General features: G+C 56.1%; 27 protein-coding genes. 25 read left to right on the forward strand and 2 right to left on the reverse strand.

Features of this window, described 5'->3' with window-relative positions; genetic code table 11:
* Positions 1-379: 379 nt before the first annotated feature.
* Together CCALI_RS14105 and CCALI_RS14110 are read left to right on the forward strand one after the other, a co-directional pair.
* Complete coding sequence (locus tag CCALI_RS14105) at positions 380-3,610, forward strand: DUF6531 domain-containing protein (RefSeq protein WP_016484140.1); 3,231 nt, start codon at positions 380-382, stop codon at positions 3,608-3,610.
* A gap of 390 nt (positions 3,611-4,000) precedes the next feature.
* Positions 4,001-5,104: a hypothetical protein gene (locus CCALI_RS14110; protein ID WP_156415923.1), complete on the forward strand. Its 1,104-nt coding sequence runs from the start codon at positions 4,001-4,003 to the stop codon at positions 5,102-5,104.
* 328 nt (positions 5,105-5,432) lie between these two features.
* Here CCALI_RS14110 and CCALI_RS16415 read toward each other — a convergent pair whose 3' ends face one another.
* Positions 5,433-5,681 (reverse strand): hypothetical protein, encoded by a 249-nt coding sequence (locus CCALI_RS16415; protein WP_156415922.1) that lies wholly within the window; start codon positions 5,679-5,681, stop codon positions 5,433-5,435.
* A 359-nt stretch (positions 5,682-6,040) separates the two neighbouring features.
* Here CCALI_RS16415 and CCALI_RS14125 point away from each other — a divergent pair, with 359 nt between their 5' ends.
* Positions 6,041-6,874, forward strand: a complete 834-nt coding sequence (locus CCALI_RS14125; protein WP_016484144.1) for a M48 family metallopeptidase — start codon at positions 6,041-6,043, stop codon at positions 6,872-6,874.
* 40 nt (positions 6,875-6,914) lie between these two features.
* Here CCALI_RS14125 and CCALI_RS14130 read toward each other — a convergent pair whose 3' ends face one another.
* On the reverse strand, positions 6,915-8,093 hold the full coding sequence (locus tag CCALI_RS14130; protein ID WP_016484145.1) for an RtcB family protein: 1,179 nt from the start codon (positions 8,091-8,093) through the stop codon (positions 6,915-6,917).
* Between the two features lie 471 nt (positions 8,094-8,564).
* Here CCALI_RS14130 and rpsL point away from each other — a divergent pair, with 471 nt between their 5' ends.
* The 22 genes from rpsL to rplF all read left to right on the forward strand — a co-directional run bounded on the left by rpsL (position 8,565) and on the right by rplF (position 23,798).
* Positions 8,565-8,936, forward strand: coding sequence for a 30S ribosomal protein S12 (gene rpsL, locus CCALI_RS14135; protein WP_016484146.1), 372 nt, complete (start codon positions 8,565-8,567; stop codon positions 8,934-8,936).
* A 15-nt stretch (positions 8,937-8,951) separates the two neighbouring features.
* A complete protein-coding gene (gene rpsG / locus CCALI_RS14140) occupies positions 8,952-9,431 on the forward strand; it encodes a 30S ribosomal protein S7 (RefSeq protein WP_016484147.1) in 480 nt (159 codons plus the stop codon).
* 156 nt (positions 9,432-9,587) lie between these two features.
* Positions 9,588-11,714 carry an elongation factor G gene (gene fusA, locus CCALI_RS14145; protein ID WP_016484148.1) on the forward strand — a complete coding sequence of 709 codons (2,127 nt, stop codon included), beginning with the start codon at positions 9,588-9,590 and terminating at the stop codon, positions 11,712-11,714.
* A 122-nt stretch (positions 11,715-11,836) separates the two neighbouring features.
* On the forward strand, positions 11,837-13,090 hold the full coding sequence (tuf, locus tag CCALI_RS14150) for an elongation factor Tu (protein ID WP_016484149.1): 1,254 nt from the start codon (positions 11,837-11,839) through the stop codon (positions 13,088-13,090).
* Positions 13,065-13,385 (forward strand): 30S ribosomal protein S10, encoded by a 321-nt coding sequence (rpsJ, locus tag CCALI_RS14155; RefSeq protein ID WP_016484150.1) that lies wholly within the window; start codon positions 13,065-13,067, stop codon positions 13,383-13,385. Before tuf ends, rpsJ begins: the two co-directional genes overlap by 26 nt.
* 12 nt (positions 13,386-13,397) lie before the next feature.
* The gene (gene rplC / locus CCALI_RS14160; RefSeq protein WP_016484151.1) at positions 13,398-14,024 is read left to right on the forward strand and encodes a 50S ribosomal protein L3; all 627 of its coding nucleotides are present in this window, start codon (positions 13,398-13,400) and stop codon (positions 14,022-14,024) included.
* A 17-nt stretch (positions 14,025-14,041) separates the two neighbouring features.
* Positions 14,042-14,704, forward strand: coding sequence for a 50S ribosomal protein L4 (gene rplD / locus CCALI_RS14165; RefSeq protein WP_016484152.1), 663 nt, complete (start codon positions 14,042-14,044; stop codon positions 14,702-14,704).
* Positions 14,701-15,000, forward strand: coding sequence for a 50S ribosomal protein L23 (rplW, locus tag CCALI_RS14170; protein WP_016484153.1), 300 nt, complete (start codon positions 14,701-14,703; stop codon positions 14,998-15,000). Before rplD ends, rplW begins: the two co-directional genes overlap by 4 nt.
* Before the next feature lie 22 nt (positions 15,001-15,022).
* Positions 15,023-15,877, forward strand: a complete 855-nt coding sequence (gene rplB, locus CCALI_RS14175; RefSeq protein ID WP_016484154.1) for a 50S ribosomal protein L2 — start codon at positions 15,023-15,025, stop codon at positions 15,875-15,877.
* Positions 15,878-15,889: 12 nt separating this feature from the next.
* Complete coding sequence (gene rpsS, locus CCALI_RS14180) at positions 15,890-16,177, forward strand: 30S ribosomal protein S19 (RefSeq protein WP_016484155.1); 288 nt, start codon at positions 15,890-15,892, stop codon at positions 16,175-16,177.
* A 17-nt stretch (positions 16,178-16,194) separates the two neighbouring features.
* Complete coding sequence (rplV, locus tag CCALI_RS16870) at positions 16,195-16,869, forward strand: 50S ribosomal protein L22 (RefSeq protein ID WP_016484156.1); 675 nt, start codon at positions 16,195-16,197, stop codon at positions 16,867-16,869.
* Positions 16,870-16,891: 22 nt separating this feature from the next.
* Positions 16,892-17,668 (forward strand): 30S ribosomal protein S3, encoded by a 777-nt coding sequence (rpsC, locus tag CCALI_RS14190; protein WP_016484157.1) that lies wholly within the window; start codon positions 16,892-16,894, stop codon positions 17,666-17,668.
* A gap of 84 nt (positions 17,669-17,752) precedes the next feature.
* A complete protein-coding gene (gene rplP, locus CCALI_RS14195) occupies positions 17,753-18,238 on the forward strand; it encodes a 50S ribosomal protein L16 (RefSeq protein ID WP_016484158.1) in 486 nt (161 codons plus the stop codon).
* A complete protein-coding gene (rpmC, locus tag CCALI_RS14200; protein ID WP_016484159.1) occupies positions 18,231-18,464 on the forward strand; it encodes a 50S ribosomal protein L29 in 234 nt (77 codons plus the stop codon). The genes rplP and rpmC overlap by 8 nt, the downstream gene beginning before the upstream one ends.
* A 1-nt stretch (position 18,465) precedes the next feature.
* Entirely contained in the window at positions 18,466-18,756 is a 291-nt protein-coding gene (rpsQ, locus tag CCALI_RS14205) for a 30S ribosomal protein S17 (protein ID WP_016484160.1), read from the forward strand.
* A 2-nt stretch (positions 18,757-18,758) separates the two neighbouring features.
* Positions 18,759-19,127: a 50S ribosomal protein L14 gene (gene rplN / locus CCALI_RS14210; RefSeq protein WP_016484161.1), complete on the forward strand. Its 369-nt coding sequence runs from the start codon at positions 18,759-18,761 to the stop codon at positions 19,125-19,127.
* A gap of 2 nt (positions 19,128-19,129) precedes the next feature.
* Positions 19,130-19,534, forward strand: coding sequence for a 50S ribosomal protein L24 (gene rplX, locus CCALI_RS14215; protein WP_016484162.1), 405 nt, complete (start codon positions 19,130-19,132; stop codon positions 19,532-19,534).
* A 55-nt stretch (positions 19,535-19,589) separates the two neighbouring features.
* Positions 19,590-20,144: a 50S ribosomal protein L5 gene (rplE, locus tag CCALI_RS14220; protein WP_016484163.1), complete on the forward strand. Its 555-nt coding sequence runs from the start codon at positions 19,590-19,592 to the stop codon at positions 20,142-20,144.
* A gap of 199 nt (positions 20,145-20,343) precedes the next feature.
* Positions 20,344-22,422 carry an elongation factor G gene (gene fusA, locus CCALI_RS14225; protein ID WP_016484164.1) on the forward strand — a complete coding sequence of 693 codons (2,079 nt, stop codon included), beginning with the start codon at positions 20,344-20,346 and terminating at the stop codon, positions 22,420-22,422.
* Positions 22,423-22,589: 167 nt separating this feature from the next.
* The gene (locus tag CCALI_RS14230; protein WP_016484165.1) at positions 22,590-22,775 is read left to right on the forward strand and encodes a type Z 30S ribosomal protein S14; all 186 of its coding nucleotides are present in this window, start codon (positions 22,590-22,592) and stop codon (positions 22,773-22,775) included.
* Positions 22,776-22,784: 9 nt separating this feature from the next.
* The gene (gene rpsH, locus CCALI_RS14235; RefSeq protein ID WP_016484166.1) at positions 22,785-23,186 is read left to right on the forward strand and encodes a 30S ribosomal protein S8; all 402 of its coding nucleotides are present in this window, start codon (positions 22,785-22,787) and stop codon (positions 23,184-23,186) included.
* A gap of 15 nt (positions 23,187-23,201) precedes the next feature.
* Positions 23,202-23,798: a 50S ribosomal protein L6 gene (gene rplF, locus CCALI_RS14240; protein WP_016484167.1), complete on the forward strand. Its 597-nt coding sequence runs from the start codon at positions 23,202-23,204 to the stop codon at positions 23,796-23,798.
* The last annotated feature ends 61 nt before the right edge of the window (positions 23,799-23,859 follow it).

A 23,859-nucleotide genomic window follows, 5' to 3' on the forward strand; every position in this document is an offset into this window, starting at 1 on the left:
GTGCGGAATCTCTCCTCAACGAAGGCGCTGCCACCAACGCACCTGCTCGGTAGGCTTCTCGGTTAGGGGGCGTAGGGGACCCTCTCACAAAAAATTTTTTCTATTTTTCCAAAAAACCCTTGACAACTTTGCACCCTGTGTGTTATACTTACTTTGTAAGTGAGCTGCTTCTACATCGCTCACTTCCCTTACAAACCTATAACGCTTTCCCTGTGGCCATTCTGAGGCTCCTGAGAAGACCCCTCTGACCTCTAACCCCTTTTGAGAGGCCTCCCCAGCCCTCTTGGCATAGACCCTTTCAAAGCTTCCTGAAAAAGGAGAACTCAAACAATGGCTAACCACAACAAGCGCAACAAGAAGCTGCAACAGGGAGAAGGGAGTGTCCCCCCCCGTAGGTGGTAACCCACCGCAACCTTCTGCTCGTTCACGCGGCATCGCACGCCGCCAGTTCCTCACCTCCGCCCTCGCCAGCCTCGGCGCCGCTGTCTTTGCGGGGGCTTCCCTCGAAAGCGCTCAGAGCGCCCAAGCCCTCTCCACCGGCTCTCCGCCTCTGCCGCCTACCCCCGGCCCTGCACACTCCTGGCAGCCTCTCGTCTCTTTGGGCATAGGGCAGTCCAACCTGGCCTCCGGCAACGCCCATGGCACCTTCCCTCTCTTTGGCTGGAGCGGAAGAGGAGGTGGGCTGAACTTCGCTCTCTTCTACAACTCCCAATCCGCCCGCACCAGCCCCTTAGGCCCGAAATGGAGCCACAGCTATCGCAGCTACCTGCTGAATGTGCCCAACACCCAAAACGTGGTGTGGGTGCAAGAGAACGGAAGCGAAACCCTCTTCACCTGGAACGGCTCGGCCTATGTGCCTCCGGCCGGCTGCTACGACAGCTTGAGCCTCAACCCCGACGGCAGTTGGACGATCGTGCGCAAAGGAGGCACCAAATACTTCTTCTCCTCAACAGGGTGGTTAACCCAGATCACCGACCGCAACAGCAACACCACCACCTTCAGCTACAACAGCGCCAACCTGCTGACCAGCGTGACGGATGCGGCCGGCCGAAGCCTCAGCTTAAGTTACGACGGTTCGGGACGGTTGACGAGCGCCGCGGACTGCGCAGGTCGGACATGGAGTTTTCAGTACGATGCCTCCAACCGGCTAGACACGGTGGTGTGGCCGTCGTTGAACGGCAACCTGTATGCGGAGCTGTTTGGCTACGATGCCTCCAACAACCTGACCGCCTACATCGACAGGCTGAACCGGAGTTGGAACTACACCTATGGCAGCAACGGGATAGTGACCGGTGAGGTCAACCCGGCCGGTTCCAAGAGCGGGAGTGGGTCTTATCAGGCGATAGCGGTTCAGTCGCAGACGCGCACTCAGGTGATCAGCAGTTCGAGCAGTTGGCCCAGTGGGACGACGGTGGTGGCGAGCTGGACGGACGCCAATCAAAACACCGTTCAGTATGGGATGGACAGCCAAGGTCAGCTGTTGGGGGTGGTAGATGCGTTGGGTCATCAGACCAGCTTCAGCTACGACAGCGCCCACAACCTTCTGTCAACGACGACGCCTTCGGGGAGCGTGTGGCAGCAGCAGTACGACAATCGGGGCAACATGTTGGTATCGCAAGACCCGCTAGGCCACAGCACCCAGCTGGCCTATGGGGTGTTTGACCTGCTGGTGTCGGTGACCGACCCGTTGGGGAACAAGACGCTCTTCAGCCTGGATAGCAGCACGGGCAATGTGCTTCAGGTGACGGATGCCAACAACAACGTGAGCCGTTTCAGCTACAATGGGGATGGAAGCGTGGCGAGCGTGACCGACCCCGCGGGTCGCACCAAGCAGTTTGGGTACGACCAGTGGGGGCATCTGACGAGCCGCACAGACCCCTTGGGGAACGTAACCCGCTACAGCTACTCGGTCGACAGCCTTTTGCAGCAGCGGGTGGACGCGTTGGGCTATGTGACGCAGTACAGTTATGACGGGTGGGGGAGGCTAGTTTCGGTCAGTTATCCTACCAGCGGGGCACCGGGGATCAGCTATAGCTGGGATGCAGGGGGTCAGTTGATCCAGAGCAGCGATAGCACCGGTGTCCGCAGCTACACCTACGACGTGTTGGGTCGGAAGGTGAAGGCGGTAGACCCTCGCGGGACGACGCAGGCCAGTTATGATGCGGTGGGCAACCTGTTGAGCCAGACCGATGTGACGGGTCGGGTTCTGACCAACAGCTACGATGCGGCGTATCATCTGACGAGCGTGGTAGATGGGAGCGACAACGCGCAGGTGAGCCTCAGCTACACGGCGGACGGTCAGGTGTCGAGCGTGATGTACCCCAACGGCGTGGAGGTGCAGTACAGCTACGATGCGGCGGGTCGTGTAACGAGCGTTCAGCACGTGCTGGTAAGCAGTGGGACGGTGTTGGTGGGCTACAGCGCCAGCTACGATGCGGCCGGTCGTTTGGTACAGGTGGTAGAGCAGCCGAGTGGGGATGTGACGGTGTACCAATACGACGCGGTGGGGAACCTGCTGAAGGAGCAGCGGAGCGGTTCACGCAGCTACAGCGGGAGCTACACGTACGACCCCTCGAACCTTCGTTTAAGCGCTCAGGTGGTGGTCAACGGGGTGCCGGTTCATATGGGCAGCTACAGTTACGACGGCGGGGGTCGTTTGGTACAGGTGGTAGACAGCGCGACGAACACGACGGAGGTGTACAGCTGGAACGCGACGGGGACGTTGTCGAGTGCCCCTGGTCCGGGCTACACGCGCGGTTTTATGTGGAATGAAGAGGGCCAGTTAGTGGGGATAGCGCACAACGGGGTTTTGGCGTACCAGTACGGTTATGGTGCGGACGGGAACCGTCGTTGGCGGAAGGACTTGGCGAACAACGTGTGGGTCTGGTATCCGTGTGGGGTAGCGTGCAGCGCTGGGGAGCTGGTGGAGGAGGTAAGCGACCTGAGCGGTGGGGTATGGAGTGTTCAGGCGTTGTATCTTCGTGTAGGCGGCGGCTGCAGCAGCCAGTTGGTTCGTCGGAACGGGGAGTACCATCACAGGGATGTGTTAGGCAACTATGGGGTGATAACAGACGGGAGTGGGAACGTGCTATCGAGTAATCTGTACGATGCGTTTGGAGTGAGCATGTACACGAGCGGTAGCGCCCAGAGCCCGTATCGTCCAGCAGGAATGGTATTGGATGTGGAGGGGTTGGATTTCAGCGGACCTCCGGTAGCCTGCCCTGCGTATGCCAACAGGGACTTGGTACTACAACCGCTGTGTACAGGAAGAAAACGGCGAAGGCCGCCCCACAGGCCCAAACCGCCTCATCCGCACCCACACCCACCGCTCCCACCACAACCACAGCCACCCAAACCAAATTGTGGCACTCTTCTGGCCCATTGCGATTCAGTCTGCTCAGGACTCCTAACAGCTTGCTTAGCTGCATTTGGTGCTGGTGTTGCAGTGTGTCTGGCAGCGTGTTTAAATCCTACTTCCGTCGCTTGTTTAATAATTTGTGGTGTTCTAGTGGTAGGCCTCCTAGCATACTGTCTGATAAGCTTCCATATTTGTAAAGACGACTGCTTCAAGGCATATCAGCAGTGTGTGGCTCACGGTGGCACGCCCTAAACACCTTGGAGGAGTAGGAGGTAGGAGAAGGGTGAAACCGCCTTCTCCTACTCCTCGTCTATTGGCTAGGAGGTTGGACGGATGAAACTATGGCAACAACTGGTTACGAGGCTCCAGGCCATTAAACCAAGAGGTTCCACAAAGGCCCCTCAGCTAGGAGAAAAGCTATTTTCGATAAAGGGGTCAAGCAAGAAGGTGGGCTTTAGGCTCCTAACTCTTGGTCTACCTTTTAGTCTATTGCTGTTATTCGTTCTTTTTGTGGTTAGATGGATCTATCTCTTCCTGACATCGGTTAGCTTGCAATCTCCACATCCATCGGATGTCCTTAACTGGCAGGCGCTCATGGTGCTGAAGCTTCTGACACTTCTTACAGGGGTTGAAGGAGTGCTTTTGATAGCCAGTTACTTTATCAACTCATGGCGTGGGGAGATCAGCGTGTGGCAGGGTGGACTGTGTATTGAGAGCCTACTATCCACAGTGAGGTTACCATGGGATGAGGTTCTGGATGTGGTGGAGCGCAACATAGGAAACAAAAACGAGCCAACCCTGCTTATTCTTACCACAAAAGGTTGGCTCTCGTTGCCAGCGCAGTCGGAGGAGGCGCAGCAGCTAAAGAGCCACCTCCTCAACCATCTAAAACGCGATCACCCTATTCCTCACGACCGAAGTCGTGGCAACCCTCCATCCTACTTGCTCAATACCATAAGATTTATAAGTCTTCTAATGTTTATGTCGTCAGTGACGTTCTACATCATCAACAAAAACTTCAATCCTGAGTTTGTAAGTATTTCTGTCAATCTTGAGTTGGTAATTTATTTTGTCAGTATATCTCTAGTTTGTGTATTGGCATCCTTGGTGCTCTTGTGGGAATTCACGACCTATCCTCTTCGCTCCTACGGGAATCAACGTGACGTCTTTCATTTGTCCTCGCTCGTCAAAGAGATATTCCGTATGAAGAGGTTGCGAAAGACCTTTTCTGATTTACTATTGTCCCCGCACAACCATCCTAGAACACTGCTGGCCGTGTACAAAGCGTTGGCGCTCAGAGTGCTTGCCGCCTATGCTTCCGACGATGTCCGCAAAATTGACGAAAAAACGCGACGCTCACTTCACAAGCTGCTCCGCAGCGAAACAGATCCAGAGTTCCTCTGTGCTTTCCTGCAGTCATATCGGCCCCTTGTAGTTCCCAGCGATGCACCTGTGATGGAAGCGTTGGTGCAGGGCAAGACCGCTCTGGGATATCATGCGGAGGTAGCCCAAGAGGCTCAAACATGTTTGGATGTTATCAGGGAGCTGACCAACCCACAGACGCTTTTGCGGGCAGGTACGTTGACTTCGGAGCATCTGTTACGCCCGGTTTCGAACCCCACACCTGCAGAAAATCTGCTGAGGAGCGTGACAAACCCTTCGGAGACGTTAGAGGAGGATCGAAAAGAGCCACTAACGCCTGCCACCAGGTTGCAGGCGGAGCCGCAAGAACAGGCAGCAAGCTAGAGGGTGGCTCACCTTCCTGTTTCAACGATGCTGGGACTTCACCAAAAGGAGGGAACTCGACGGAGAGCCGCCCGATAGACCCAAATCAACATCCTTGTGCAGGAGCCAAGAAACTCCGCAGAGTGGAGGTTCCACCTGCAAACAAAAAGCGTACAAAGCCCCCGGCTTGCTGATGCTGGCCTGCGCTAGCTGTCTGTTAGGCGGTTGTCAGTTCGTCCTCTATGAAGACAGCAATGGAATCTACGGCCTTGACCCAGTAATGCATCAAATTTTCACCCTTGATGCGAACAACCAACCTCACACGGTCTTTCGGTTTGCGGGGAGCAGGTTAAAACGTGTTGGGGCTGTTGGTGCTGCTGCCACTGCCACATTGCAGCGTTCGTTGCTGCCCACGGAAGAGAGGGTGGATGACGTAGGGAGCAAGGCCGGATAGTTGAGCGAGGTGCTCCGTTCGCGACATTTGAAACGATAGCACGTGAAGGAACACTCCACGGCTTGATCGTTGGTAAGCGTCTCGATCCTGGGTGTTGGGGGAACGTGCCCAAGGAAGAGCGGAGGCGCTTACCGATGCGGCCATAGCGCTACGCACACCGGCCAGCTGAGCACCAGTAAGATGGTCACCATGAGGACGACAATAAGGCGATCGAGCGTTTTGATAAGTTGCGCTGACATGTTTTTGTGTTCCTGTAGATTGTTAGGTTGGAAACCAAGAGGCTCAAATTCCCGATCGCTGAGGCCCAACCTCCTGCTGGGAAAGCCGGCAAGGGCTTGTGGCATGAGCGCACTCGGTTTCCAAAACCTCGCTTTTGGGCATTCACAAGGGTTGTTCCTTTTCGTATAGAAACTGTGGGCTGATGAGATCACGGGTTTTTGGGGTGGCTAAGAGAACAGCACCTTTTGAAAAGTCGTCTGATCAAGTTGGGAGGAGTGGAAACCATGTGTCAGCAGAAGCGATATTGTGGCAACCCAGCTGTTGAGAAGGTTTTGAAAGAGGCAGAGCGCAAATCGCGGCGCCAGTTTTTGCGGGAGCTGACAACCGGCGGGTTATTGGTGGCCTTAGCAACAATGGACGAGAAAGCTCGTGCCGACATCTTTATGCCGAGCATTTCTGAGCAGAAGAGGGTGGGGCAACAGGCCGAGCGGCAGATACTGCAGCAGTACCGCGTTGTTCATGGGGCTCAGGAGAGACGGTTGCAGCGCGTGGGCGAGCGACTGCGTGCCGCTCTGGATGAAAAAGACAGAACGACGTGGGATTACCGATTTCATGTGATAGAGAGTAAGGAGATCAATGCATTTGCGTTGCCGGGTGGGCCTATCTTTATGTTTACCGGGTTGATGGATCGCATTCATGACGATTCAGAGCTGGCTGCTGTTACCGGCCATGAGATGACCCATGTGCGTCTACAGCACTGGGCGCGGGCGGTGGCGGCTCAGCGCAAAGAGGAGCTGGGCTTCTTAGGCATTGTGCTGTTGACCCACGCCAATCGCACGCTGCAGAGTTTGGGGGATCTCGCTTTAAGCGCCATAGACCTGAAATACTCTCGTGATGAGGAGAAACAGGCGGATATAGGCGGTTTGGAGGATATGGTGGCTGCCGGATATAACCCCAACGGCATGTTGGAACTGTTTGACATGTTGGAGCAGGCTACGAAGGGGCAGCCACAGCCACCGGAGTTTCTTAGCGATCACCCTCTCACACGGGAGCGTATCCGTTACGTGCAGCAGCTTATCCAGGAGAAGTACAGCGCCTATACCGATCGGCCGATGTAGTGAGAGGGCGATCTTGGCGAAGAGGGGCGGGAACGGAGGGTCAATCTTTATAGGGATCGACTACGCCGCGCCCTGCCATGGCGACGCCGATGGGTTTGAGGGTATGAAGAATACGCACCGTTTTCCCTTGATGGCGTAGCACCTCATCGAGGCGCTTGTAGCACTCGGGGCTTTCATCCACATCGCCGCCACGTAGCGTAACACCTGCACGCCGTACCCAGTTCTGCATGCTATCTCGGGAGAGCGTGCGCTTCGCTTGGTTGCGCCCAAGCACGCGACCGGCACCGTGTACCGTGGAAAAGAGCGTGTAGTGCAGCAGCGGCACGTTCTGATACTTTTCGCTCTTTTCAGGCGCAACTCCCTCCAGAATAACCGCTGGCTCGCCCATGGTGCCGCCGACGAAACTTTTCTGGCCTGGGTAGGACGGCGTAGCCCCTTTGCGTACAACCCATACCTCGACCCCATCAATGGTCTCTTTCCAAGCGAAGTTGTGGTGGTTATGCACCTCCTCCACGATATTGGCCCCAATGATTTTGGCTACCTTCTCGCAAACCCAATCGCGGCCGGCATAGGCATAGCGACCAGCGAGGTGCATGCACTGAAGGTAGAGTTGGCCTAACTCCTCTTTCAGCGGCAACACCAGCGGGTCCACCATCATGCCATCTTTGGTGCCCGTCTTCTTTAAGAACCAGGTGAGGGTGCGATGCCCTAGCCCGCGGCTCCCAAAGTGAACGCCAACCCACACGCGATCCTCTTCATCCACGAAAATATCCACATAGTGGTTGCCACTGCCCACGGTGCCAAGCTGTTCGTAGGCCATCTGCTTAAGGTCACGCACCGGTTCCAGCTTCCAAGCCGGGTCGTCAAAGAGCGGGTGATCTACCGGCTCCTTGTTAACGCGGCCAAGGCCGAAGGAGATCTGTGAAACAATGTCGTCCATAATGCGGCCAATGTTAGCCCTTACCTCTTCGGCCGGAACGTCAAGGCGCACCGCCTTGTTGCCGCAAGCGATGTCGAAGCCGACTCCCGAAGGGGAGATGGCGTCGTAATAGGCGATCACCCCTCCAATGGGCACCGCGTAACCCACATGGTGATCGGCCATAAGGGCTGCGCGGTAGGCGTTCTTGTGCCTCATGCAGTTTTTGATCTGTGTTACAGCGCTCTCTTGAGGCTCTCCGAAGACAGGGATACCCTCGATGAACTGCACCTTTGCGCTCATATTTGGTTCCATAAGCATGTCAAGCTTTCTATTGGAGTTTACCGTAAAATCCCTACGCAAATCTCTATCGAAAAGTTATCCACAAAAAGTAAAGAGATCGTCGGATGTGCCCTTAAAGCGGAGGCCGTTTTGAGGCCAAGGCGGCCAATTTCGGGAAAACGACCCGAAAAAGGTTGACAAAAAGAGAAGAGTTGGAGTAAACTACACAGGTTCTCGCGCTAGGAAGTTTGTGGCGCGGTAGGACAGACGCACTTAAGGTAAAGGAGGCGGTTAAAAGCGGGGTTTCTCCCGACTTCATGAGACTTCCGTAACGACGATACAACTCCTGTGCGCGTGTTGTCCTGCCCTGCCGTCGGCTGAGGGCATTTTTAATGTCTTTCCTCATTATCTGTGCGTGAACCATGGTTTCATAGGATCTCTTGAGGAGATCGTAAAAAAACTCTGCTTTGGGTTAAGGAAGCGGCAAAACGTATGCCAACAATCAATCAGCTCGTACGAAAAGGCCGTAAACGGCTTATTAAAAAGACGAAAGCGCCCGCACTGCGAGGACATCCGCAGCTGCGCGGGGTCTGTTTAAGCGTGCGAACCGTGTCGCCTAAGAAGCCGAACTCGGCCTTGCGCAAGATCGCGCGCGTACGCCTCACCAACAAGGTAGAGGTGACGGCTTATATTCCGGGTATCGGCCATAATCTGCAAGAGCACTCGGTGGTGCTGGTGCGTGGTGGCCGCGTGAAAGACCTGCCCGGAGTGCGCTATCATATCGTGCGCGGCGCCCTCGATGCGGCAGGCACGCGCGACAGAAAGTCGAGCCGCTCGAAATACGGAACAAAGCGTCCTAAATAAAGCGAGGAGAGAGAGATGCCGAGAAATGCGCCTGAGGGCGGTGTTCGCCCGCGTGTGATCCCGCCGGATCCGATCTACAATAGCGTGATGGTGCAGAAGTTTATCAATCGCCTTATGAAGGACGGAAAGAAGAGCGTTGCCGAGACCATCTTTTACAAGGCGATGGAGCAGATAGAGCGTCGCACCCAGCGGCCTGCGCTCGAAGTGTTCGATCAGGCCATTCGCAATGTGGCGCCGGTGGTGGAGGTAAGGCCGCGGCGTGTTGGCGGGCAGACCTACCAGGTGCCGGTGCCGGTGCGGGAAGCTCGTCGCTTCTCATTAGCTATCCGCTGGATCGTTCTTAATGCGCGTAAGCGGTCGGGGCGTAACATGATAGACAAGTTGGCGGCAGAGCTGATAGATGCGGCCAACAACACGGGCGCTTCGGTGCGACGCCGCGAAGAGGTGCACCGCATGGCCGACGCCAATAAGGCCTTCGCGCATTATCGTATTTGACGGTTTTGTTGCTTTGGGAGAGAGCGTAGAGCCGACAAGGTTTGAAGCGGAAGGGGAATATAACCCTAAAGCGCCAGGGAAAACGAAAGGATACCTAACCCGCGTTGCACCCGTCAACGAGCGTGGTGTTAGCAAGGGAGAAGTGAGTGGAGAGTTATGGCAAGAGAGTACGCCTTAAATAAAACGCGAAACATCGGTATCGCTGCCCATATTGATGCAGGGAAAACCACCTGCACCGAACGGATTCTGTTTTACACGGGTCGAACCTATAAGATCGGGGAGGTCCATGAGGGCTCTGCCACAATGGACTGGATGGTGCAGGAGCAGGAACGGGGTATCACTATCACCTCCGCGGCGACCACCTGCTTCTGGGGCGTTCAGCGCGATGCCAAAGGGGAACGCATAAAAGATCATCGCATCAACATTATTGACACGCCTGGCCACGTGGATTTTACCGTGGAGGTGGAGCGCTCTTTGCGGGTTTTGGACGGGGTGATCGCCATCTTTTGTGCCGTCGGCGGGGTGCAGCCGCAGTCGGAAACGGTGTGGCGACAAGCCAATAAATACCATGTACCCCGAATCGCTTTCATTAATAAAATGGACCGCATGGGCGCGAATTTCTACGGGGTGGTCGAAAAGATTCGAGAGCGCCTCGGCGCTAACGCCGTACCTATTCAGCTACCTATAGGCAGCGAGGCCGACTTCGTTGGGGTGGTAGACCTCGTCGAAATGAAGGCGATCCGCTACCTCGATGACATCGGCCAGAAGTACGAAGTTGTGGATATTCCTTCCGACCTTTTGGATAAGGCGAATGAGTATCATACGCGGTTGGTGGAGGCGGCCGCCGAGGTAGATGAAGACCTTATTGAGAAGTACCTTGAAGGGGAACCGATCTCGGTGGAGGAGATCCGCAAGGCCCTGCGCAAAGGGACCATCTCCGGTGCCATTGTGCCGGTGTTGTGCGGCTCGGCCTACAAAAATAAGGGGATTCAACCGCTGCTTGACGCGGTAATCTACTACCTTCCAGCACCAGATGATATCCCGGCCATCGTGGGGAAACACCCCGATACGGGGGCGGAAGAGATCCGCAAGCCCTCCGACGATGAGCCGTTCTGTGCGCTAGCTTTCAAAATTGCAACCGATAAGTACGGCCTGCTGACCTTCTTCCGCGTCTACTCGGGCACCCTCGCCACCGGCCAAACGGTGTTAAACGCCTCCACTGGTAAGAAGGAGCGCGTGGGACGCATTGTGCGCATGCACGCCAACAACCGGGAGGATGTGGATGCCGTCTACGCCGGCGATATCGCGGCCATCGTCGGGTTGAAGGATACCCGCACCGGCGATACGCTGTGCGATGAAAAACATCCCATTCTTTTGGAGTCTATCTCCTTCCCAGAACCGGTTATCTCGATCGCCATCGAGCCGAAAACAAAGGCCGATCAGGATAAGCTGGCCACCGCCTTGCAGAAGTTGGCCAGCGAAGATCCTACCTTCCGCGTCTCCACCGATCCGGAGACCGGACAGACCATCCTGAGCGGTATGGGCGAGCTTCAGCTCGACATCAAAATTGACATTTTGAAGAGAGAGTACGGCATTGAGGCCAACTACGGGGCACCTCAGGTGGCCTATCGCGAGGCGATTCGCCATAAAGCCTCCGCACGCGTGCCGTTTAAACGGCAGACAGGTGGGTCTGGGCAGTATGGCGACTGCGAACTCGAAATTGAGCCTCTAGAAACCGGCGAAGGGTTCGAGTTTGTGAACAAGATCACCGGCGGAGTGATTCCAAAAGAGTTTATCCCTGCCGTGGAGAAAGGCGTGCGCGAAGCCATGGAATCCGGCGTGTTGGCCGGTTATCCAGTGGTGGATGTACGCGTCTCGGTAGTGGATGGCTCTTATCATGAGGTGGACTCCAGCGAGATCGCCTTTAAGGTGGCCGCCAACCAGACCATGAAAGAGGCGCTGCGACGTGCCGACCCCTACCTCAAAGAGCCGATTATGGAGGTTGAGATCGTCACCCCTGAAAACTACATGGGCGACGTTATCGGCGACATCAATCGGCGCCGCGGTCGTGTGGAGGGAATGGAGCCGGGGCCTGGTGGCACTCAAACCATTCGGGCGCTGGTGCCGCTGGCTGAGATGTTCGGCTACGCAACCGACCTGCGTGGCATGACTCAGGGACGAGCTACCTTTACCATGCAGCCGTCCCACTATGAAGAGGTTCCTCGCCATGTGGCGGAGGAGATTTTGGCTAAAACCGGGCAGAAACAGCCCGTTAAGACCTGATAGGTGGATTGGCTCCGATGAGAACAGGATCTCTTCCAGCATCTTCGGAGCCTTCCTTTTACTTTATTCAATTCTAATAGAACGGTGAACGCTGCACTAGGTGGAGAATAGGAGACTGATTTATGGGAAAGCAGAAGTTTGAGCGTACGAAGCCCCATGTGAACGTGGGGACGATAGGTCATGTAGACCATGGGAAGACGACGTTAACCTCGGCGATCACCCGGGTTTTGGCGGCCTACAACGGCAGCAAGGCCTTGAAGTACGAGGAGATCGACAGCGCTCCGGAGGAGCGCGCGCGTGGGGTAACGATCAACGTTTACCATGCGGAGTACGAGACGGACGCCCGTCACTATGCACATGTGGACTGTCCGGGTCATGCGGACTACATCAAGAACATGATCACGGGTGCGGCTCAGATGGATGGGGCGATCTTGGTGGTCTCTGCGGCCGACGGTCCGATGCCTCAGACGCGGGAGCACATTTTGTTAGCGCGCCAGGTAGGGGTTCCCTACATTGTGGTGTTTTTGAACAAAGTGGACATGGTAGACGACCCGGAGCTTTTGGATTTGGTGGAGATGGAAGTTCGGGAGCTTTTGAGCAAGTATGAGTTTCCTGGGGATGAGGTACCGGTGATCCGGGGTTCGGCGTTGCAGGCGATGTTAAGTGAGGACTTAAGCCGTGGGGATAAGTGGAATGGTCGGATATGGGAGTTGTTGGATGCGATAGACACCTACATTCCGACGCCTCAGCGGGAGGTAGACAAGCCGTTTTTGATGCCGATAGAGGACGTGTTCACGATAACGGGTCGTGGGACGGTGGTGACGGGTCGTGTGGAGCGCGGGCAGTTGAAGGTCAACGAGCCGGTGGAGATCGTGGGTTTACGTCCGACGCGTCAGACGGTGGCGACCTCGTTAGAGCAGTTTCACAAGACGTGTGATGTGATTTATGCGGGGGACAACGCGGGGATATTGTTGCGTGGAGTGAACCGTACGGATGTAGAGCGAGGTCAGGTAGTGGCAAAGCCGGGGAGCATTCGTCCTCACACGAAGTTTCAGGGAGAGATCTATGTGTTAACGAAGGAAGAGGGGGGCCGTCACACGCCGTTTTACAGTGGGTATCGTCCTCAGTTTTACTTTAGGACGACGGATGTAACGGGTTCGATGGTGTTGCCGGAGGGTGTAGAGATGGTGATGCCCGGGGACAACGTTCGGATAACGGCGGAGTTAATCCAGCCGGTAGCGTTGGAGGAGGGCTTGCGTTTTGCGGTACGAGAGGGCGGACACACGGTAGGAGCCGGTGTCGTGACCAAAATCCTGGATAGTGGGGAAAAGGCAGGAGGAAAGGCAGCGTATGGCAACCTATTTGCGCCGGGATAAGGTGCGCATTCGCCTGAGGGCGTTTGACCATCGTATCCTGGATCAGTCGGCAGAGAAGATCGTGGAGACGGCGAGGCGTACAGGGGCGCGTGTTTCCGGCCCAGTGTTGTTGCCTACCGAACGCCAGATCTTCTGCGTGATCCGCGGTCCCAATATTGATAAGGAGAGCATGGAGCATTTCGAACAGAGGACCCATAAGCGCCTGATTGATATTTTAGAGCCAGGGCCGAAAACGATTGACGCCCTCATGCGGCTCGATCTGCCGAGCGGTGTAGACATCGAAATCAAACTGTAGAAGGAGACATCGGTGGTAGACACAATTTTGGGCAGGAAGATCGGCATGACCCAGATTTTCAATGAAAACGGGGAGGTAGTGCCGGTCACCGTGATAGAGGCAGGTCCCTGCATTGTCACGCAGCTCAAGAGTGTTGAGACGGATGGCTATACGGCCATTCAAGTGGGGTTTGGAGAGGTGAGCGAGCGGCACGTCAACCGCCCTCTCAAGGGACACTTTCAGCGTGCAGGTGTAGCGCCAACGCGATACCTGCGCGAGATACGCACGGACAATATCGAAGAGTATAAGGTGGGCGACAGCATCCGATGCGATATTTTTCGCCCTGGGATGCGTGTGAAGGTCACCGGGATCTCGAAGGGAAAAGGGTTTCAAGGGGTCGTGAAGCGCTTCCATTTCCATGGAGCCGATATGACCCATGGTTCGATGATCCACCGAAAGCCTCAGTCAAGTGGTGCAACCGATGCCGCACGTACCTTTAAGGGAACAAAGAAACCAGGCCATATGGGGGCTAAGCAGGTGACGGTGCGCGGGCTGCAGGTGGTACGCGTGGATGTAGATAGGAATCTCATTTTCATCAAAGGGGCGGTGCCGGGGGCGGAAGGCGAGCTTGTCCGCATCCAGCGCTTGCCGATCCGCTAGGAAGGGAGAGTAAAGAGATGGCGTCAGTACCTTTGTATAATATGGAAGGCAACGAGATAGGTTCTCTATCTCTCCCGGATTCGATATTCGGTGTGGAGTTTCGTGAGGCTTTGGTGCATCAGGTGGTTGTGGCCGAGGAGGCCAACCAGCGACAAGGCACCCACGACACGAAACAGCGCTCTGAGGTGCGCGGAGGTGGAAGAAAACCCTGGCGGCAAAAGGGAACCGGTCGCGCTCGCCAAGGCTCTATTCGTGCACCGCATTGGCGTGGCGGAGGCGTGGTTTTTGGACCGCACCCGCGCGACTATCGAAAAGATCTTCCAGTGAAAATGCGGCGAAGCGCCATGCGCTCGGCGCTTTCGGCTAAAGTGCGCGAAGGCGCCGTGATCGGGCTGGAGAAATTGGCGTTCGATGCTATCAAAACAAAGCAGGCGGTGGCTCTTCTGAAAGCGTTGGGGCTTGAGTCGGAACGACGTGTGCTGATCATAGTGCCGGAGTACGATAAAACAGCGCTGCTGAGCACACGTAACCTGCCAATGGTAACGTTGCGCTATGCGCCCAATTTCTCGGTTCGCGATGTCATGGTGGCGCACAAGATTGTGCTGGTAGCCGCTGCGGTGGAGAAAATTGCGGCGGCTTGGGCGCCAGAAGAGAGTAAAGAGGAGGTAGCGGTAGTATGAGAGATCCTCATGAGATTATTGAACGTCCTCTCTTAACGGAGAAGACCAACGCTCAGGCTGGACTCAACAAATACCATTTCCGAGTGCGGCTCGATGCCAACAAATTCGAGATCGCTCAGGCCATTCAAACCATCTATGCGCACCAGGGGGTGAAGGTGCTTTCCGTAAACACCATGCGGGTTAAGGGCAAGAAGCGCCGTGCGCTGGTGCGCGGGGGCAAGCCGGGCTATAGCCCGACCTGGAAAAAAGCGATTGTAACGACAGATCGTCCTCTTACACTGTTTGAGGGGGTCTAATTCTTGAGAATGAGAGAGAAAGATGCCCATTCGTAAGCATAAACCTATAACGCCGGGGAGACGATGGCGGGCAACCCCAACCTATTCGGAGCTGACGCGCGCCGAGGGAAAGAACCAACCGGTTGAGCCGTATAAGCCGCTTCTTGAACCACTCAAGAAGAGTGGGGGACGCAATAACAAGGGGCGCATCACCGCCAGGTTTCGCGGTGGCGGCAACAAACGGATGTACCGGATTATTGATTTTAAGCGCGATAAGCTGGACGTGCCCGGCAAGGTGCTGACCATCGAGTACGATCCGAATAGAACGTGCCGTATCTCGTTGGTCGAGTATGAGGATGGAGAAAAACGCTACATCCTAACCCCTCTGGGATTAAAAGAGGGAGACACGGTTATTTCCAGCGATACGGCCGACATTCGTCCTGGCAATGCACTGCCCTTACGGGCAATTCCTGTGGGTACAACCATTCACAATATTGAGCTTTACCCAGGACGCGGAGGGCAACTGGTGCGCTCGGCCGGTACCGGGGCGCAACTGATGGCAAAGGAAGGCAAGTATGCCCAGGTGCGTCTGCCTTCCGGAGAGACGCGACTCATTCGGCTTGACTGCCGTGCCACCGTGGGGCAGGTGGGCAACCCAGAGCATGAGAATATCTCGTTGGGCAAGGCTGGGGCCACTCGCTGGCGAGGCCGAAGGGGTCACGTGCGCGGTGTGGCCATGACCCCACGGGATCACCCGCACGGTGGAGGTGAGGCGCAAAGCCCGATTGGGCGCAAGAAGGGGCCGGCCTCTCCTTGGGGCAAACCGGCTTTGGGACGCAAGACACGGCGGAATAAGGCGACCGACAAATACATTGTGCGCCGACGCAACCAAAAGTAAAGGAGGAGCGATATGGGACGTTCTTTGAAAAAGGGGCCTTATGCCGACCCGAAGCTTTTGGAGAAGGTGCGGGCGATGAACGCGCGCGGCGAGAAACGGGCTATTAAAACCTGGTCGCGGCGTTCCACCATCTTCCCCGAGTTTATTGGGCACACCTTCTTAGTGCACGATGGACGTAAACACGTTCCTATCTTTGTAACCGAAAACATGGTGGGCCATAAGCTGGGCGAGTTTGCCCCGACCCGCACCTTCCGAGGCCATGCCGGACAGCAGGTGGAACGACGGACGGGTATTAAGTGATAGGAAGGATAGAGAGAATGGCGGAAGATAAGGAAGCGGATATCCTAGAGCGCCCCAAAACACACCGGGAAAACCGCAAGAAGAATCGGCCGAGAAGGGTCGCAAAGAATCAGGCCATGGCAGTCGCCAAGTTTGTTCGGGTGCCTCCGCGCAAGGCACGCCTGGTGATAGACGAGATTCGAGGCCTCTATGCGCAGGACGCGCTTGCGTTTTTGAAATTCGTACCAAACCGAGCGGCTGGTTTTATCTATCGCGTGCTGGACTCGGCGGTGGCGAACGCCGTGAACAACCACTCGCTCGACGCAGAACGCTTGAAGGTGGTATCGGCCCGAGTGGATGAGGGGCCGCGCATCAAGCGCATTCATCCTCGGGCACAGGGGCGAGTCTATCGCATTCTGCATCGTACAAGCCACATTACCATTGTGGTGGAGGAGAGCGAGCCCAAGCCGAGACGTGTTCGTCGCGCCACTCGCTCGCGCGCCGAGGCCGCACGGGCCGCACGTGCTGCAAAGGCGGCTGAAGCGACCCCAATATCTGCTCCTGAAACCACGGAGGCTGTGGCCACCGTGGTCAGCGAACAGAGACCGGAAGAGCTGGTACCGCAGGAGCTGGAAGCTGAAGAGATGAAGGCGGAGGCGACTGCATCCAGCGAGCCGGCATCACCTGAAGGTAACAACAAAGAAGAAAGCTGATTCTGCGAGAAGGGAAGAGAACTTGGGACAAAAGGTTCACCCCATCGGGTTTCGTATCGGTGTTATCCGCGAGCCGGATAGCAAGTGGTACCTGCCAAAGCGCGGCTTTGCCGAAGCGGTTCATGAGGACTACCTCATACGCCGCTATGTAAAGGAGCAGTTGCCGAACGCGGCGGTATCGCGTGTGGAGATCGAACGAGCGGGCAATCGCATTAAGATAACGCTGCACACGGCCAAGCCAGGCGTGATCATCGGCAAGAGCGGCAAAGGGGCGGAAGAGCTCCGTGCAGCGCTTGAAAAGCTTATTAAGAAGCCTTTGCTGCCGATCAGCGTGCAGGAGATACCTCACGCCGATCTCGACGCACAGTTGGTTGCCGAATCGATCGCCATGCAGATATCCAAACGCATCGCCTATAAGCGCGCGATGCGTCAGGCCGTGTTGCGCGCGATGAAGTTGGGAGCGAAGGGCATCCGTGTGATGTGCTCGGGGCGGTTGGCCGGTGCCGAAATGGCCCGACGTGAGCAAGACCGGCAGGGAAAGATCCCGCTCCAAACGCTGCGCGCCGATATAGACTACGGTTTTGCGGAAGCGCCTACAACCTACGGGAACATCGGCGTAAAGGTTTGGATATATAAAGGCGATGTTCTGCCTGGCCAACCGCGACAGTCGGAGCTTCCGCCCACGCGCCAAGCCCGTTATGAGGCACGTGCCGATCGGACGGCCGCTCGTGGTGGGCGTTCTCGGCGCTCTGGGCGGCGTGGCTCCCGCCCGCGACCGGCAGCTTCTAACGGCTCATAAAACGATCCAAGGCATTAGAGCCTTACGGCGGCGCAGGCTTCCGCTGAGGGAGCGCTGCGCCGCCTTATGGAGGAGAAATAGACGATGTTGATGCCAAAACGCACAAAGTACCGCAAGCAACAGCGAGGTACGATGGCAGGAAAGGCCACACGGGGAAATACGGTGGCCTTTGGGGAGTACGGGCTGCAGGCTCTGGAGCCTTGTTGGCTAACAGCCAACCAAATTGAGGCCGCCCGTATCGCCATGAACCGCTATATACGACGCCAAGGCAAAATCTGGATACGTGTCTTTCCGGATAAACCCTTCACTAAAAAACCAGCGGAGACCCGCATGGGGTCTGGAAAGGGTTCCCCGGAAGGATGGGTTGCCGTGGTAAAACCGGGGCGTATCCTCTTTGAGATGGGGGGCGTACCCGAAGAGGTGGCCAAAGAGGCGATGCGCCTAGCTTCGCATAAATTGCCAATCGATGTGAAGTTTGTGCGACGCATAGACCAGGAACAGGCCAAAAACTCGCCGCAAAATACGGGAGAGGTCGCTGTAACCAGTGCAGAGGAGACGAGCAATGGCTGAGTTGAAGCTGAAGGAGATACGTCGCCAACTGCGCGAGATGAGCGATGAGGATTTACGCAAGGAGATCGCTGCCAACAGGGCTGCCCTCTACGATATGCGTCGTCAGAACGCGCTGCATCAACTAAAAGACACGGCGGCCATTCGCAAAGCACGCCGCCAAATTGCACGAGCACTAACCATTTTGCGTGAGCGCGAGCTTGCACGCGAGCGGGAGGGAAAGAAGTAAGATGGCAGATGAGCAGATGCAGCAGCCTGCGTCGTCGCCTCAGAGGGGGCGACGTAAGGTGCGCCAGGGTAAGGTTGTGAGCAATAAGATGGATAAGACCGTGGTGGTGGCTGTGGAACGCCGCGTGCGCCACCCTCTTTATGGAAAAATCGTTCGCAAAACCACCAAATTTAAGGCGCACGATGAAGAGAACGCCTGCAATGAGGGCGATATCGTGGAGATTATGGAGACACGCCCGCTCTCGAAAGAGAAATGTTGGCGGGTCGTGCGCATTCTAGAGAGGGCGAAGTAACCATGATACAGCCGTATACGCGACTAAAATGCGCCGATAACTCCGGGGCGCGTGAGATAATGTGTGTGCGTGTATTAAAAGGCTCTAACGCACGCTATGCCCATGTGGGCGACATCATTGTGGGCGTGGTAAAGTCGGCAACGCCAAATCAGGCCGTGAAGAAGAGCGACGTGGTGAAGTGTGTGGTGGTACGCACCCGACAGCCCATTCGTCGCCCCGATGGCTCCGTGCTGCGGTTTGATGACAACGCTGCGGTGGTCATCCAAAACAATCTGGAGCCACGCGGAACGCGCATCTTCGGCCCCGTAGCCCGGGAGCTGCGAGACCGTGACTTCATGAAGATCATCTCGTTGGCGCCGGAGGTGCTGTAAGGATGGAAAAACTAAAGCGCGCGATTCCAAAGAAGCCGGTTAAGTTGCGCATTAAGAAGGGCGACCTTGTCGAGGTGATCTCCGGCAAGGACAAAGGCCGCCGCGGCGAGGTGATCCAGGCCTTTCCAAAACTGAATAAGGTGAAGGTAAAGGGGATCAACATCATTACTCGACACCGCAAAGAGCGCGTGCGACGGGGAGCAGACCCCAACGATCCGGCCCGGGTAATACCCGGTGGCCGTATCGAGGAAGAGGCACCCCTCTACGCCTCGAAGGTCATGCTGGTGTGCCCAAACTGCAATCGGCCAACGCGCGTTGGCTACGCCTACAGAGAGGGTGAGGCCAAACCGGCGAGACGAAAATATCGCGTTTGCAAACACCCGGATTGCGGAAAAGAGATCGGGTAGTGAAACACAAGAGGTATAACAGACCGGTCGGAAATCGGTCAGGAGAGGTGAGAGAATGGCTCGACTAAAAGAACGCTACCGTAAAGAGGTGGTGCCTGCCCTGATGAAGGCGTTCGGCTACCGCAATGTGATGCAGGTGCCCAAACTCGAGAAGATCGTGATCAATATGGGGGTAGGGCGTGCCGGCCAAACCGGCGGACAGTATGCATCCGAGTTAGATGGGGCGATGCGCGACATGGCCACCATTTCAGGGCAGAAGCCGGTAGTTACGCTGGCACGCAAATCCATCTCGAACTTCAAGATACGTGCGGGCGCCAAAGTGGGGTGTAAGGTAACCTTGCGCGGCGATAGAATGTACGAATTTTTGGACCGTCTTGTGAACGTGGCCTTGCCCCGCATTCGAGACTTTCAGGGGGTCTCGCCCAACTCGTTCGATGGACGTGGCAACTTTGCTATGGGAATTAAAGAGCAGCTGGTCTTTCCGGAGATAGATTACGATAAGATCGATAAGGTGCGTGGTATGGACGTGATCATCTGTACCACCGCCCGCACCGATGAGGAGGCCAGAGCGCTGCTAAGAGAACTTGGTATGCCATTCCGTGCGCGCTAACCGGCATTGCCCTTTGTTGCGAGCGCCAATGTGAGAAATAAGGCAGGAATTCGCCTTAAGATGCATAAATATCTCCCTTGCAAGCATGCTAGGGAGATGAAAGGCCGCGCTTTCAGCGTTTCGGAAGGACATCTCCCAACAGGCTGATGAGGATTTCCATCAGCCTGCCAACATCCTAATCTTTGGTGGAGATCTGTCCATGAGGAGCTATAGTATCGAGGCGATACGGAATGTGGGCCTGTTTGGTCATCAGGGAAGTGGCAAAACGTCGCTAGCAGAGGCTTTGCTCTATACGACCGGCGCCATAGATAGGCTTGGGCGTGTAGATGATGGCACGGCTACGTGCGATTTCGATCCGGAAGAGCAGCGACGACATATTAGCATCAATATTGCATTGGCACCTTGCGAGTGGCACGGCACCAAGATCAATTTTGTGGACGCGCCCGGCTATCTCGACTTTGTTGGTGAGGTCGGCAGTGCGCTTGACGTGGTGGAGGCGGCCATCTTGGTAACTCCAGCACAGGGGGCGCCCGAGGTCGGTTTTGAGATCGCCTGGGAGATGGCGGCGAGCCGTAACCTGCCGCGTGCCGTGTTCGTGAACAAAATGGATCGGGAGAATGCCGACTACCAAGGCGTGGTGGGCGCGTTGCGCCAACGCTATGGCAACACCATCGCGCCGTTGCAGCTGCCGATAGGGAGCGCCGCCTCGTTTCAAGGCGTTATTGATCTGGTAGAGATGAAGGCCTTTATCGGCAGTGGCAAAGAGGTGACGTGCGTGGAGATACCTGAGGAGTATAAAGAGGAGGCCGCCCGCTATCGGGAGCTGCTGGTGGAATCGGCAGCTGAGGGAGATGACGAGCTGATCGAAAAGTTTTTAAGCGGTGAGGAGCTTACCCATGATGAGGTAGTGCGTGGCCTTCATGAGGGCATTGACGCCGGTAAGGTGGTGCCGGTGCTCTGTGGCTCCGCCTTGAAAGATATAGGGATGACCGATCTGCTCGATATTATCGTGCACGAGTTTCCGAACCCATTGGAGTTCGGGGCGGTGCACGGTAAGAACCCGCAAACCGGTGCGGAGGAGGTGCGTGAAGCCTCTGAGAGCGCGCCGTTGGCGGCGCTGGTGTTTAAGACAATCGCCGATCCATTTTTGGGCACCCTGAGCTACTTTCGCGTGAAGTCGGGCGTTATCAAGATGGGCAGCACGGTGTTGAACGCCAGCCGAGGTAAGGAGGAGCGTGTAGGACAGCTCTACTTCGTGCGCGGAAAAAACCAGGAGCCAACGTCGGAGATAAAGGCCGGAGATATCGGGGTAACGGCTAAACTTGCCGATACGCGCACAGGGGATACCTTGTGCGACCCTGCGAAACCGATCGTGCTTGACCATACGCCGTTTCCCGAGCCGGTATTTGAGCAGGCGATCGTGGCGAAGTCGAAGGTGGACGAAGACAAAATGGGGCCGGCACTCCAACGGGTGGCCGTGGCGGATCCGGCATTTCGGTACTATCGTGATCCGGAAACCGGTCAAACGGTGATCGCAGGAGCCGGCGAGACGCACTTGGCGATCGTGGTGGAGCGGCTCAAGAAGTTTGGGGCTAATGTGGAGGTCGTAGAACGAAAAGTGCCCTATCGCGAGACCATCAAGGCCAAAGCGGAAGGGCAGGGCAAGCACAAGAAGCAGACGGGAGGGCGTGGCCAGTATGGCGATTGCTGGATACGGCTTGAGCCCAACCCGGGCGGCGGCATCGAGTTTGTGGATGCCATCGTAGGTGGGGTGATACCACGCCAGTTCATTCCGGCCGTGGAAAAGGGGATTCGGCAGGCCGCTGAGACGGGGGTGCTGGCCGGCTATCCCGTGGTGGATTTCAAAGTAACTTGCTACGACGGCTCGTATCATGAGGTAGACTCATCGGAGGCCGCCTTCATTATGGCCGGTATTCTGGCGTTTAATAATGTGGCGCCAAAGGCCAACCCGGTTCTGTTGGAGCCTATCCTCAACGTAGAGGTGGTCGTGCCCAGCGAGATGATGGGCGATGTGATGAGCGATCTCTCCACACGTAGAGGCCGGATCTTGGGCAACGAAAGCCTTGGTAATGGGCGCATGTTGTTGCGAGCTCAGGTGCCTCAGGCGGAGATGTTGCGTTACGCTATAGACCTTCGTTCGATCACACGGGGGCGTGGCACCTTCTCGACCTCGTTTTCGCACTATGAGGAGGTGCCGGCGCATATCGCACAGAGCATCATTGCAAAGCATAAACAGGAGATGGCTCACGCCGGTTAAGCGAGAACATCAAAGATCGAGCGAGAAGCCTCTCGCTCGATCCGCATCGCGAACCACAAGAAGGAGCGCGAGGCAAGGGAGACCTTGCAGATTCTTGGCACAGAGAGACAACATCCTGTGACAAGGGCGAGCTTGTCGCCCTGAAAACCTAGATAGAAGGAGCAAAAATGCCAAAGAAAGCGTTAATTGAGAAAGCGAAAAGAAAGCCAAAGTTCGCTGTGCGAGCCTATACGCGCTGCAGCATTTGCGGCAGAGCCCGGGCTGTTTTTCGTAAGTTTGGGCTATGCCGCATCTGTTTGCGCGAGAGGGCGCTGCGCGGGGAAATTCCCGGAATCCGAAAGGCGAGTTGGTAGGAGGAGACGATGGCCTATACAACCGACCCTATCGCCGATCTGTTGACTCGGATCCGCAACGCCAACATGGCCGAGCATGAGAGCGTGGAGGTTTCTGCTTCGCGTTTGAAGCAGGAGATCGTGCGTATTCTGCACAAAGAGGGCTTTATTAAGGGGTACGAGGTGATCGAGCAGACCCCTCAAAACAAGATAAAAATATATCTCAAGTACGGCCCACGCCGCGAGAAGATCATCACCAACTTAAAGCGAATAAGCAAACCCGGTCGTCGGGTCTACTGCAAGAAGGACGAGGTGCCGCGTGTTCTGCGTGGTTTAGGGATAGCGATTATCTCTACATCACAAGGTGTAATGACCGATAGAGAAGCGCGCCGGCGCGGTGTTGGCGGCGAAGTTATCTGCTACGTGTACTAAGAAGGAGTTGAAGCGATGTCACGAATCGGCAAACGACCTATAGTGCTGCCTGCTGGGGTCAGCGTTACGCAAGATGAGCGGGGCGTGGTCACTGTAAAGGGCCCGAAGGGAACCCTCCAAAAAGCGCTTCATCCGTCTATAAAGGTAGTGCAAGAGGACAACATCGTGCGAGTGGAGCGCCCAAGCGAGGAAGAAACCGGCACCAACCGTAATGAGAATTTTCGTGCGTTGCACGGGTTAAGCCGAACCCTCGTCGCCAACATGGTGGAGGGTGTCACCAAGGGGTTTGAGAAACAGCTTGAGATACAAGGGGTTGGCTTTCGCGCTGCAATGCAGGGCAAAGTGTTACAGCTCAACGTGGGTTATTCTCACGCGATTGAGGTACTGCCACGCGAGGGAATCGATTTCAACGTTACCACCGACCCCCAAACACGCAACCCTGTGATCGTGGTAAGCGGTATAGATAAAGAACGCGTAGGGCAGACGGCTGCCGAGATACGCTCCCTGCGCAAACCGGAGCCTTATAAGGGGAAAGGTATTCGTTATAAGGGCGAGGTGATCCGCCTGAAACAGGGCAAGTCCGGTAAGCGAGGTGCCAAAGGGAAAAAGTAGGCGCATTTGGAGTATAATAACGGACTGCGTCTGCCTATGGCGTTTCATGTCTAGTGATCGA

This window comes from Chthonomonas calidirosea T49, assembly GCF_000427095.1.
GTDB classification, from domain to species: domain Bacteria; phylum Armatimonadota; class Chthonomonadetes; order Chthonomonadales; family Chthonomonadaceae; genus Chthonomonas; species Chthonomonas calidirosea.